This window comes from Nocardia cyriacigeorgica (assembly GCF_029868385.1).
Lineage (GTDB): Bacteria > Actinomycetota > Actinomycetes > Mycobacteriales > Mycobacteriaceae > Nocardia > Nocardia cyriacigeorgica_F.
Window position 1 is genome coordinate 207,761 of sequence record NZ_JARWNX010000062.1, and the last position, 11,276, is coordinate 219,036.

13 protein-coding genes are annotated in these 11,276 nt (G+C 68.0%); 8 read left to right on the forward strand and 5 right to left on the reverse strand.

What is annotated here, in order from left to right:
• A complete protein-coding gene (locus QH168_RS23755; RefSeq protein WP_280236995.1) occupies positions 1-1,461 on the reverse strand; it encodes a helix-turn-helix domain-containing protein in 1,461 nt (486 codons plus the stop codon).
• A gap of 226 nt (positions 1,462-1,687) precedes the next feature.
• On the opposite strand from QH168_RS23755, the gene QH168_RS23760 reads away from it, so the two are divergent.
• Together QH168_RS23760 and QH168_RS23765 are read left to right on the forward strand one after the other, a co-directional pair.
• Positions 1,688-2,011 (forward strand): hypothetical protein, encoded by a 324-nt coding sequence (locus QH168_RS23760; RefSeq protein ID WP_280236996.1) that lies wholly within the window; start codon positions 1,688-1,690, stop codon positions 2,009-2,011.
• A 520-nt stretch (positions 2,012-2,531) separates the two neighbouring features.
• Complete coding sequence (locus QH168_RS23765) at positions 2,532-2,879, forward strand: hypothetical protein (RefSeq protein ID WP_280236997.1); 348 nt, start codon at positions 2,532-2,534, stop codon at positions 2,877-2,879.
• An 80-nt stretch (positions 2,880-2,959) separates the two neighbouring features.
• Here QH168_RS23765 and QH168_RS23770 read toward each other — a convergent pair whose 3' ends face one another.
• Both QH168_RS23770 and QH168_RS23775 read right to left on the reverse strand, forming a co-directional pair.
• A complete protein-coding gene (locus QH168_RS23770) occupies positions 2,960-3,292 on the reverse strand; it encodes an ArsR/SmtB family transcription factor (RefSeq protein ID WP_280236998.1) in 333 nt (110 codons plus the stop codon).
• On the reverse strand, positions 3,282-3,713 hold the full coding sequence (locus tag QH168_RS23775; RefSeq protein WP_280236999.1) for an SRPBCC domain-containing protein: 432 nt from the start codon (positions 3,711-3,713) through the stop codon (positions 3,282-3,284). The genes QH168_RS23770 and QH168_RS23775 overlap by 11 nt, the downstream gene beginning before the upstream one ends.
• Positions 3,714-3,890: 177 nt before the next feature.
• On the opposite strand from QH168_RS23775, the gene QH168_RS23780 reads away from it, so the two are divergent.
• The 6 genes from QH168_RS23780 to QH168_RS23805 all read left to right on the forward strand — a co-directional run bounded on the left by QH168_RS23780 (position 3,891) and on the right by QH168_RS23805 (position 9,837).
• The gene (locus QH168_RS23780) at positions 3,891-4,796 is read left to right on the forward strand and encodes a hypothetical protein (RefSeq protein ID WP_280237000.1); all 906 of its coding nucleotides are present in this window, start codon (positions 3,891-3,893) and stop codon (positions 4,794-4,796) included.
• A 65-nt stretch (positions 4,797-4,861) separates the two neighbouring features.
• Entirely contained in the window at positions 4,862-6,040 is a 1,179-nt protein-coding gene (gene cobG, locus QH168_RS23785) for a precorrin-3B synthase (RefSeq protein ID WP_280237001.1), read from the forward strand.
• 105 nt (positions 6,041-6,145) lie between these two features.
• Positions 6,146-6,781, forward strand: coding sequence for a precorrin-8X methylmutase (locus QH168_RS23790; protein ID WP_280237002.1), 636 nt, complete (start codon positions 6,146-6,148; stop codon positions 6,779-6,781).
• Positions 6,778-8,382 carry a precorrin-3B C(17)-methyltransferase gene (gene cobJ, locus QH168_RS23795; RefSeq protein WP_280237003.1) on the forward strand — a complete coding sequence of 535 codons (1,605 nt, stop codon included), beginning with the start codon at positions 6,778-6,780 and terminating at the stop codon, positions 8,380-8,382. Before QH168_RS23790 ends, cobJ begins: the two co-directional genes overlap by 4 nt.
• 121 nt (positions 8,383-8,503) lie before the next feature.
• Entirely contained in the window at positions 8,504-9,076 is a 573-nt protein-coding gene (locus QH168_RS23800; protein WP_280237004.1) for a PadR family transcriptional regulator, read from the forward strand.
• 116 nt (positions 9,077-9,192) lie between these two features.
• Positions 9,193-9,837, forward strand: a complete 645-nt coding sequence (locus QH168_RS23805; RefSeq protein WP_280237005.1) for a dihydrofolate reductase family protein — start codon at positions 9,193-9,195, stop codon at positions 9,835-9,837.
• A gap of 13 nt (positions 9,838-9,850) precedes the next feature.
• Here QH168_RS23805 and QH168_RS23810 read toward each other — a convergent pair whose 3' ends face one another.
• Both QH168_RS23810 and QH168_RS23815 read right to left on the reverse strand, forming a co-directional pair.
• Entirely contained in the window at positions 9,851-10,594 is a 744-nt protein-coding gene (locus tag QH168_RS23810) for a cobalt-precorrin-6A reductase (protein WP_280468302.1), read from the reverse strand.
• A gap of 2 nt (positions 10,595-10,596) precedes the next feature.
• Complete coding sequence (locus QH168_RS23815; protein ID WP_280237006.1) at positions 10,597-11,214, reverse strand: hypothetical protein; 618 nt, start codon at positions 11,212-11,214, stop codon at positions 10,597-10,599.
• Positions 11,215-11,276 lie beyond the last annotated feature (62 nt).

Below are 11,276 nucleotides of genomic sequence, written 5' to 3' on the forward strand. Positions count from 1 at the left end.
TCACTCTGTCAGAGCCGCGTCGATACGCAATCGCAGGTCTGATACTTCCGGGTCGGATCGACGACGCGCGGCAACGCTGTCCAGGTCCCGGAGACGGGCGTAGCAACGCTGTGAGGACAGCGCGGCGATCGCGGCAACAGCGTCACGTCCGACCTGCACCGCCGAGGCGATATCGCCGGCCTGAAAATGTGCGACGGCCAAGGTCGGCAGTACGGCGGCACGGCTGCGCTCATGCTCGGCAGGATGTCCGTTCGCCGCCGCCGTCAGCTGAGCAACTGCTGACTCGGCGAATTCTGGGTGTTCCACCGACAACAAGTGCAGTGCATGACCGTGTTGCGCCGCGATTTCCGCGTCGGCGACAACCCACGCCCAGGGTGGTGTGGTACCGGAACTCACCGCCGCGTAGCGGGATCGGGAATCGGCCAGCGCGCGCCGGGTCGGATCGGGCTCGCCGAGCGCGGCCCAGCACCACGCGGTGACGGTGTGGACATACCCGGCGGTGATGCGTGAGACCGGATGACGGCGAGTCGTGGAGGTTGCCGCGGCCAAGCGGCAGAAGGCGAGGCCATCTTTCGGCCTGCGCAGATGCAGGGCCTGATGGGCCATGTCGAGCAGGATGATGACCATGAGGTCGGTGCAGCGGGGGTTGTCCTCGGCGCGCTGGGCGGTGTAGAGGGCGAATGTCCAGAGTCGACGCGCGGAGTTGTGGTCCTCGATGTCGTAGGCGAGCCAGCCGGCCATGCTCGCCAGCTCGGCAGTGGCGAGCTGCAACCGAGCCCGGACTTTTGGGGCGCATATCGCGTCGTCGAGTGCGGCGACCTGGTGCAGCTGACTGAGTGCCGCACTACGGCACAGTCCGCCACCGTGGGCAAGATCCCAGCGACGAAACCCGTCGCTGATGGCTTCGATGGCGTCGATATCAGCGTCGCCGATACGAGGTCGGGTGACGGGGTCGAGGCGGTCGGGCAGGACGTGGGCGAGTCGTTCGAGTTCCGGATGCAGGCTCGAGCCGAGCGCGGCGGCGGTTGTCAGGGTGACGAAGTCTCTGCGCTTCACCCAGTCCACCTCCTCGCATGCCAGGCTACCGGCCGGTGAATCGTCGGTATCGACATGGAAGCCGAGCAATTGGGCGGGAACAGCGAAGACCGTCGAGATTCGCGCGACCAGTTTGGCACCGGTCAACCGTCGAGTGCCCGATTCCACCTCCGACACCCGAGCCTGGCTCAACCCCACCAGCGCCGCAAGTTGGCTCTGCGACATGCCCGTGCATTCCCGAATCGCAGCGAACACGACGCCGAAGTCATGCTCGGACAATGCGGTACGCATCACCCGGCTGGTGAAGAAGCCGGGCGGCACAGGGCGGCGAAAGCCCGATGCTCGTGCGCATCCCGCGCACAAGCCTGCGGCGGACTCGATCGCGACGCTCTTCCCACACGAGCGGCACTGCTGTCGTTCTCTCATGGATCGACGCCTTCACCTGGGCCAGAGGAAGTTTCACCCCACATTAGCTGCCGGAGCGGACCGGAAACCCCGGCTCGATCGACTTGCCGAAAACAGCCGATCCCCATTGGAGATATCCCGCTCGGGGATTGAAGGGAACAACGATCATCGCGACGCTCAATCGCGGCATCCGGTGACCAGGCTCATGGCCTCAACCGGGAACGATCAGTGACAGGGAGGGCCGCAAGTGACCACTCAGGACGAACCGAGGCGAACGGTCGCCCTACTGCACAGCGCGCACGACCCGGCAACCTACGACGCGCTGATGGATCGGCACCGGCTGACCATCGTCTACACCGTGTACACAGATGCCGCGGCCGTATTGGGCGCGCTCATCGCTGTCCAGCATGCACTGGAGCACCTTGCCGACGCGGTGGTGATTCCGCATCTCGGCGCACTGAAACCTCGCGCGCCGTGGTGGGTGATCACGGAAGCGGCCGGTCTGATCACCGATGCACGGGAGTATCCGATGGGATCGAGTTTCCCGGCGCTGATGAGGAACGAGCTGTGATCACGCTGGGATTCGCTGTCGCGGTCGGTATCCCGCTCGGTGTATTGATCCTGGCGGTGCCCCTGCCCGAACGCCGGGGTAAACCGTGAGCCGTCCGTTCGACCGGGAATCGACCGACGTCTCCCTCGTACGCACCGGTGCCACCATCGCTCTCCCATCCCCCACCGACCGTGGAGAACTCTTCCGCCGCTGGATTCAACTCCCGCGCTGCGACTTCCGGCCATCGGGCCGCGTCGTGATCGACTCCATCCGAGCCTGCGCAGCCCGCGGCGGGTGGTTGCGGACGCCGACCGGACACGTCGGGTGGCCAAGGCTTGGGTCCGGGGTATCCGGTCGAATCGGCGGGGTCGCGACATCGCCGGGCACAGCCGATACCGGCGACTCCATGTACGGCACCGTCGCCGATACGCAAGGATGCCAACGGGTGCGTCGGCCACCTCGGCACCGAGCACGTAACGGTAGCTACATGTTTGCCGACACAGGAGAACGAACCCTTTCCGCCCAGTGAGGAGCAGAATAGATGCGTTCCACCGTCCGCCGAGGGCTCGCCGCCGCGGCGATCACCGCCGCGGGACTCACCGCGCTCGCCCCGGCAGCCGCCGCCCAACCGTCCATCTACGACCCGGTGATCACGCCGTGCAGCCATCTGTTCCGCACGCCGCTCGAAGTGCCGCGGCCGGGCACCGACGTCTACTGGAGCCCGTTCGGCACCGGCGGCATCGTCTGCTACGACGACGGCACCGGTATGGAGAACTACTATCAGCGTGATCCGTGGGGCCGTTGGCACGATATGAACGAACTGATGCCAGGCCACTTCTTCTACGTCGTGTTCAACTCCACCGTGCCCGATCAGGCCACCTGGGGGTGAATCGCCGCTCCGGCCGCCCCTCCAGCGGGCGGCCGGAGCCCCGGGCTACACCGCGACCGTGAGCCGCCTGCCTGCACATATCACGTCCGGTCGAGGTGATTCTTCAGCACATCGAGCCTGCCGTCCCAGTCGCGCGCGAGAGCGGCCAGAAATTGTTGCGCCACCCGCATCGGCGCGGAATGCAGCCGATAGCGCACGCGGCGGCGTTCGCCCGGCTCCGGGGTGACCAGGCCCGCTTCCGACAGCAGCGCAAGGTGTTTCGCGATCGCTTGGCGCGTGATCGGCAGGCGAGCCGCCAGATCGGTGGCCGTGGCAGGTCCGGTCGCGGCCAGTTCCGCCAGGATCGCGCGCCGACTCGGATCGGCCAGCGCGACGAAGACCTGTTCGGCGACCGCCTCCTGCTCAGGCAGCATCGAGGTAGGTCACCAATTCACCGAGTTCCTGCGCCCAGCCCTTGGTGTTGCCGGAATGCGCGGTCGCGTGCTCCTCGCCGTCCAGTTGGGCGAATCCCGTTTCCACCACGGTCAGCCGCGTCCCACTCGCCACCGGCTCCAACGTGAACTCCACATAGGTGCGGCGAGGATCTTCGGCGGCCAATCCGTAGATCTGCCACGTGAATCCGAATACCCGCGGCTCCTCCACCCGCTCCACCCGCAGCCTCTGCATATCCCCTTCCTCCCACCGCATCCACGCCGCACCGCCCGGCCGCAGATCAATCCCCGCATCATTACCGAACCACGTCCCGAGCCCTTCGGCCGTAGTGATCGCCGCCCACACCTTCTCCGGCGAATGCCCCAACTCGACCGTCCGCTCGATCCGATCAGGAAAACCCATGACTTCCTCCTTAAGTAGCAACTCAACGGTTGCCATATTATGGCAACCAATCAGTTGCGTCAATAGCGTCCGCAGCGCTATGCCCCACCTCGGCGTGTCGTCGGCGCGTCCATCGTGTGTCCGATCCACGCACGGCGCGTCGAACACGCATTCGATTCCCGGCGGTACCTTGCGGGCATGGTGTCCTCCAAACACGAGGCGATGCATCGGCTCTTCCGACACGATCCCGGCGCCTTCGCGCGTGCGTTCCGCGCCCTCGACTTACCGTTTCCCGACCCCGTCGCGGTGGAGCAGGTATGCGTCGACCTCACCGAGACCACGCCGGTGGAGCGGCGCGCCGACACCGTCCTACGAATCACCACGGAGGCCGACGAATTCCTGGTGATCATCGAGGCCCAGAGCCGGATAGATCCCACCCGGCCAGGAGCATGGACCTACTACCTGGCGTTCGTACAGGAGAAACACCTGATCCCGGCGATACTGGTCGTCGTGTGCAACGATCGCAGCACCGCCGCGTGGGCCGACGCGGGATTCACGATCGGACACCACATCGCACCGAACCTGACACTGAAACCACTCGTCCTCGGCCCGGTCAGCGTCCCGGCTGTGTCGGACCCCGACACAGCGGTCACCGACCTACCGTTGACCGCGTTGTCCGCGATCACCCACGCCACCGAACCCGACATCGGTGCGATACTGGACGCAGCCGCCGCCGCGGTGCGGGTACACGGCGACCGGGACGACGTTCAACTGTTCATCGAATTGATCGACCGCGGTCTGACCAACACCCCCGCCGCCGGACACTGGAGGAAACTGATGGCGATCGAACTGTCCTACTTCCGAGGCGACACCGCACAGCAACTTCGCGAACAAGGGCGCGAACAAGGACTGGAGCAAGGGCTCGAGCAGGGGCTGGAGCAAGGGCTTGCGGCGAGCGTGCTGCGGGTTCTGCACCGGCGGGGCGTTGCGCTCACTCCAGCACAGGAGTCCGAGGTTGTCGGCTGCCATGACGTCGACCGGTTGAGTGACTGGCTCGAGCGGGCTGCGGTCGCCGACTCCGCCGACGACGTCTTCGATAACTGACGCGCTGGATCGCCCGCACCATGCGGCCGGAAGGCGGCTGTCCACGCCCGTAAGCTGGATGGATCATGGCGCGTATCGAATCGGATTCCTGTCCAGGGGTGCTGCGGCTGCACGAGGCTGCCGACGGGCCGCTGGCGCGTGTTCGCATACCCGGCGGGCGGCTCGATGCGAAGCAGTTGCAGGCGCTCGCCACCGCCGCGGAGGAACTCGGTGACGGCACTATCGAACTAACCTCGCGCGGGAATGCGCAGTTGCGGCAGGTGCGGGATGCGGGTGCGCTGACGGCGCGGCTGGAGGCGGTGGGGCTGCTGCCGAGTCACAGCCATGAGCGGGTGCGCAATATCGTCGCCTCGCCGCTGTCGGGTCGGGTCGGCGGGCTCGTCGACGTCCATCCGCTGGTGCGCGCACTGGACCACGGATTGCGTGCGGCGACGCGGCTCGCGGAATTGCCAGGGCGGGTGTTGTTCGCGCTCGACGACGGACGCGGCGATGTCAGCGCGCTCGGTCCCGATATCGGCGCACATGCCGTCGACGATGACGAGTTCGCCCTCCTGCTGGCCGGACGCGACAGCGGTATCCGCATCTCGGCGGGTGATACCGCGGACGTGTTGTTGGCGGCCGCGCACGGATTCCTCGACCTCGGCTCCGGTCACTGGCGGCTGCACGAGATCGACGACGGCGCCGACCGGCTCACCGAACTCCTCGGCCTGACGCCGGGATCGCAGCGACTTGACATCGCGGCGGCACCGGAACTTCCGATCGGCTGGCTCCCCCAGCACGACGGCCTGATCGCCCTGGGCGCCGGTGTGCGCCTCGGATCGCTACCCGCTCGCACCGCCGAATTCCTCGCCGCCGTCGAACGTCCCGTGTTCATCACTCCGTGGCGTTCGCTGATCGTCACCGACCTCGAGGAATGGCCCGCCGAACAGGTCGTTCGGGTCCTCGCACCGATGGGCCTGATCTTCGACGCCGCCTCCCCGTGGTTGCAGGTCACCGCGTGCGCGGGCCGCCCCGGCTGCGCGAAATCACACACCGACGTCCGCGCCGACGCCACCGCTGCCGTGGAATCCGGCCGCGTCCTGCCGCCCGGCACCGACGTCCCCGCCACCGACATCACCATCCCCGCCGACCAGATCGTCACCGCGGGCCGCCAACACTGGTCCGGCTGCGATCGCCGCTGCGGCCACCCCACCGGCCCGGCCACCGACGTGATCGCCGGGCCGGACGGATATCGCGTCACATAGCCGACCTGGCATCGGCGAGGACAAGCAGGTCAGGTCGGACACCGCGCGCCGGGCTCGCCGACCCGCGGCGAGGGCGGACGGCACCCGGGTCATAGGCTGAGCGGCATGTCCGATGCACGTACCAGTTATCTCACCGACGCGGCCGAGATCTATCGGCGGTCGTTCGCCACGATCCGCGCCGAGGCGGATCTGAGTGGATTTCCGCCGGATGTCGCGCAGGTGGTGGTGCGGATGATCCATGGATGTGGTCAGGTGGATCTGGCGGGCGATATCGCGTTCACCCCGGGAGTGGTTGCCGCGGCGCGGACCGCGTTGCGGGCGGGTGCGCCGATCCTGTGCGATGCGAACATGGTCGCCTCCGGTGTGACCCGGAAGCGGCTGCCCGCCGATAACGAGGTGCTGTGCCTGCTGGCCGACCCGCGGGTGCCGGAGCTGGCGCGGCGGCTGGACACCACGCGGTCGGCGGCGGCACTCGAACTGTGGGCCGACCGGCTCGACGGCGCGGTGGTCGCCATCGGCAACGCGCCAACGGCGCTGTTCCATCTGCTCGACATGCTCGACGCCGGTGCACCGCGCCCGGCCGCGGTGCTGGGTATCCCGGTCGGTTTCGTCGGCGCCGTCGAATCCAAGGACGCGCTGATCGCGGCGGGCGGAGTCGATTATCTGACCGTGCGCGGCAGGCGGGGCGGCAGCGCCATCACCGCCTCGGCCCTGAATGCGATTGCGAGCGAACAGGAATGACCGCACCGGGCAAACTGTGGGGCGTCGGACTCGGCCCAGGAGACCCCGAGCTGGTGACGGTGAAGGCGGCGCGGATCATCGGCGCGGCCGATGTGATCGCCTTCCACAGCGCACGGCACGGCCGCAGTATCTCCCGTGCCATCGCGGCACCGTACATGCGGGCCGACCAGCTCGAAGAACATCTGGTGTACCCGGTGACCACCGAGACCACCGACCATCCCGGTGGCTATCAGGGCGCCATCGACGAGTTCTACGAGCAGGCCGCCGAATCTCTGGCGCGGCATCTCGCCGCCGGACGGACGGTCGCCCTGCTCGCGGCGGGCGACCCGCTGTTCTACAGCTCCTATATGCATATGCACCGGCGCCTGGCCGACCGGTTCGAGGCCGAGATCATTCCCGGCATCACCTCGGTGAGCGCGGCGTCGGCGGCGCTCGGCACTCCGTTGGTCGAGGGCGAGCAGGTGTTGACGGTACTGCCGGGCACGATGCCCGTCGACGAACTCACCGATCGGCTGCGCGACACCGACGCGGCCGCCGTGATGAAGCTCGGGCGCACGTATCCGGCGGTGCGGCAGGCGCTGTCGGATTCCGGCAGGCTCTCGGGTGCGTACTACGTCGAGCGGGCGAGCACCGGACGCCAGCGCGTACTGGCCGCCGCCGATGTCGCCGATGACGAGGTCCCCTACTTCGCCATCACCATCGTCCCCGGACCGGAACCGACCACCCCACTGCCCCTGTCGGTCTCTACACCCACCGGCTCGAACAATGCCGTTGCCGATATTGCAAACGGCCCGGTGAACGGCCCGCTCGCGACAGACCTTCCCGCGCCCGGCTCCGAAGCGCAGAAGCCCACGCCCACAGGCGAAGTCGTGGTCGTCGGCCTCGGTCCGGGCGCGACGGTATGGACGACTCCCGAGGTCGACCAGGCGCTCGCCGAGGCCACCGATCTGGTCGGTTACACCACATACGTGAACCGCGTCCCGGTCCGCCCAGGCCAGCGCAGACACCCCAGCGACAACCGCGTCGAATCCGAACGCGCCGCCATGGCCTTGGATCTGGCCAAGCACGGCGCGCGCGTCGCGGTGGTCTCCTCCGGCGACCCCGGTGTCTTCGCAATGGCCGCGGCGGTGCTGGAGGAGTCCGCCGATCCGCAATGGAAGGGCGTACCGGTCCGGGTGCTTCCGGGTGTCACGGCCGCCAATGCGGTCGCCAGTCGGGTCGGGGCGCCGCTGGGTCACGACTACGCGATGATCTCGCTGTCGGACCGGCTCAAGCCGTGGGAGATGGTCGCGCGACGCCTGTCGGCCGCGGCCGCCGCCGATATGGCCATCGCCGTCTACAACCCGGCCTCCAGCCAGCGCACCTGGCAGGTGGCGGCGATGCGCGAGCTGCTGCTCGAGCACCGCGAACCGTCGACGCCGGTCGTGATCGGCCGTGATGTCGGCGGACCCACCGAATCCGTACGGGTGGTCTCGCTGGGCGATCTCGATCCGAGCGAGGTCGATATGCGCACTCTGCTCATCATCGGAGCCTCGACCACCGCCGTCGTCGACACCGACGACGGGCCTCGGGTCTACACATCCCGGCGATACGGCAGCTGACCCGAGCGGCGGGGCCGACCCATCCCGGTGATGGAACGGGTCCCGGCCAGATGGTTGCACCAGCGCCAACGGGTAGACTCGTCAACATTCCACTTTGGAGTGTCGAGGCGAAGGAGCGCAGGTGGCAGACCGCACGAATGGGCGGCCGTTGAACTCCACGGCCGCCTCCCTGCTGGGTTTCCTGCACGAAGGCCCGATGTCGGGCTGGGATCTGGTGAATCTGGCGCAGGACCGGATCGGCGATTTCTGGACCATCACCCAGAGCCAGGTCTATCGCGAACTCGCCGCCATGGACACCGCAGGCCTGGTCGACAAGGGCCAGACCGGCGCCCGTGAACGCACGCCCTACCAGATCACCGCGGCCGGCCGCGCCGCGTTCCGGGAGTGGATCGCGCGCGATCCCGGCGCCGAAACGATCCGGGTGCCGCTGCTGCTGACCATGTCGTTCGGCGATCACCTCGATCCGACCCACCTCGACCACATCATCGCCACCGGCCGCGAAGTCCACCAGCGCCGCCTCGACGGCTACCTCCGCGAAGACTGCACCACCCTGCGTCCACACCAGCACGCCACCCTCGAATTCGGCATCGCCTACGAACGCGCCGTCCTCGACTGGTTCGACCGCCTCCCCGCCCTGCTCGCCCGCGACACCGCCGAAGCAGCAGCCACCCCGACCGCACCCAGCGCCGACTGATCACCGCCGCGACGGCAGAGCCGGGGCCGATCGGATTCGGGGCGACCGGTTGCAGTTCGCAATCAACCTCGGTACATTCCCAACTGATTGCGAATTGCAACCGGAAGGAATATTCGATGGCACAGTCGGTACGGGTCCAGAACTTCAGCATTTCCAGCGACGGCTACGGCGCCGGGGAGGGGCAGAGCCGCGAGCGGCCGTTCGGGCATGCCGATCCTGCGGACCTCGTATCGTGGGCGGGCGCGACCGCGCACTGGGTCAACCGGTCCGAGCCCGGCGGCAGCTACGGCCTCGACGACTACATCACCCGCGATTACGCCACCAATATCGGCGCCGAGATCATGGGGCGCAACAAGTTCGGACCGCAGCGTGGGCCGTGGGAGAACTACGACTGGCAGGGCTGGTGGGGCGACGAACCCCCCTTCCACACCCCGGTGTTCGTGCTCACCCATCATGTGCGGCCGTCGTTCACGCTGTCCGACACCACCTTCCATTTCCTCGACGCGGCACCGAAGGAGGCGCTGGCGCGGGCGTTCGACGCCGCCGAGGGCAAAGATGTGCGGATCGGCGGCGGAGTCGCGACGGTCCGGGAGTTCCTCGACGCCGATCTCATCGACCAGATGCATGTGGTGGTGGCGCCGGTCGAGCTCGGCCGTGGTGAGCGGTTGTGGTCGAGCCCCGAGGAACTCACCGATCGTTTTCATCTGGAGCGGGTCCCGAGCCCCAGTGGCGTGGTGCACCACTTCTTCTGGCGGCGGTGAGTGCGAGAGGACGTCAACCGCGCGGCGTGATTCGACCACGCAGCCAGTCCACGGCCTGCGCGACGGTGGCAACAACCGCCGTTCCCTCCGGTACGGCCGGACGGTCGATCATCAGCACCGCAAGCCCCGCATGGCGAGCGGCGGTGAGTTTGGCGGCGGTATCGGCGCCGCCGCTGTCCTTGGTGACCAGCACGTCGATGCGGTACCGCGCGAGGAGTTCGGCTTCGGCGTCGACGGTGAAAGGCCCACGGGCCAGCAGAAGTTCATGCTGCGGCGGCAGCGCCGATTCCGGCGGGTCGATGGCGCGGATGAGGAACCACTGCCCACGCCGACCGGCGAACGCACCCACCCCCTGCCGTCCGATCGTCAGGAAGACCCGCTCCCCCAGATCGCCGACACGCTCGACCGCGGCGGCAAGATCGGGGACGCGAATCCAGTTGTCCCCCGGTCCCTCCGCCCATCCCGGTCGGCTGAGCCGCAGCAGCGCGACATCAGCGGCGCGGCAGGCGCGGGCCGCATTGCCGGTGATGGTGTCGGCGAACGGATGCGTCGCGTCGACGACGGCGGTGATGCGGTGCGCGATCAACCAGTCCCGCAGACCCTCCGCCCCGCCGAATCCACCGATACGAACCTCACCCTCGGGCAGCACGGGTTCGTGAACGCGACCGGCGAGCGAGGAGACGATATCGAATCCTCGCTCGCCGGAAGCGATGCGGGCCAGTTCCCGGGCTTGCCGGGTTCCGCCCAATATCAGGATGTTCAGGGCTGGCCGCTGAAGTAGGCGATGCCCGCGTTCAGCAGCGACGGACCACCCGCGACCGCGAGGCCGATGATGGCACCGAGCACGGCGCCCGGCAGGATGCCGACACCGAAGAACAGGATGCCCACCGCTGCGCCGATCAGGCCGCCGACCAGCGCACCCAGCGAGGCGCGCTGCAATTCGGCCATGAACCAGCCCTGCGCCGAAATGGCCTCGGCCTGGCTCGGCGCTGCCGCGGTCGGGGTGACCTGCGGGGTCAGGGTGAGCTTGGTGTTGTCGGCGTCGAGGGTCGCGGCGATCTCCACCGGCTGCCCCTTGGCGGTGGCGGTCAGCGGGATCGTGGTGACGACGGCGCCGTCGGAGTTCTTCAGCGTCACCGTCTTGTCGTCGGTGTCGAGGCTGAACTCACCACCGGACACGGTGGTCACCAGCGACTTGCCCGCTTCGGCGAGCTCGAGGGTGTAGTCGACGCCCTGGTCTTCGCCGGTGACCGCGGGCACCGCGGTGCTCTGGTCCTGCGCGGCGGGCGGCGCCGGTGCGGCGTAGGAGGTGCCGGCGGTGACGCCGGTGGCGGCGATCGCGAGCAGTGCGGTGGCGGCGAACTTCTTGTACTTCATATAACTCCCCGGTCAGGAACTGGGTTTCCGATCACGATCGGAACTCGGACCAGACCCTACCC

What these genes read in the sequence shown, in the direction of transcription:
- QH168_RS23765 (WP_280236997.1), top strand. Translation starts at nt 2,532, where the DNA reads ATGCGTTCCACCGTCCGCCGAGGGCTCGCCGCCGCGGCGATCACCGCC.
- cobJ (WP_280237003.1), top strand. Translation starts at nt 6,778, where the DNA reads ATGACCGCACCGGGCAAACTGTGGGGCGTCGGACTCGGCCCAGGAGAC.
- cobG (WP_280237001.1), top strand. Translation starts at nt 4,862, where the DNA reads ATGGCGCGTATCGAATCGGATTCCTGTCCAGGGGTGCTGCGGCTGCAC.
- QH168_RS23815 (WP_280237006.1), bottom strand. Translation starts at nt 11,214, where the DNA reads ATGAAGTACAAGAAGTTCGCCGCCACCGCACTGCTCGCGATCGCCGCC.
- QH168_RS23805 (WP_280237005.1), top strand. Translation starts at nt 9,193, where the DNA reads ATGGCACAGTCGGTACGGGTCCAGAACTTCAGCATTTCCAGCGACGGC.
- QH168_RS23790 (WP_280237002.1), top strand. Translation starts at nt 6,146, where the DNA reads ATGTCCGATGCACGTACCAGTTATCTCACCGACGCGGCCGAGATCTAT.
- QH168_RS23775 (WP_280236999.1), bottom strand. Translation starts at nt 3,713, where the DNA reads ATGGGTTTTCCTGATCGGATCGAGCGGACGGTCGAGTTGGGGCATTCG.
- QH168_RS23770 (WP_280236998.1), bottom strand. Translation starts at nt 3,292, where the DNA reads ATGCTGCCTGAGCAGGAGGCGGTCGCCGAACAGGTCTTCGTCGCGCTG.
- QH168_RS23780 (WP_280237000.1), top strand. Translation starts at nt 3,891, where the DNA reads ATGGTGTCCTCCAAACACGAGGCGATGCATCGGCTCTTCCGACACGAT.
- QH168_RS23755 (WP_280236995.1), bottom strand. Translation starts at nt 1,461, where the DNA reads ATGAGAGAACGACAGCAGTGCCGCTCGTGTGGGAAGAGCGTCGCGATC.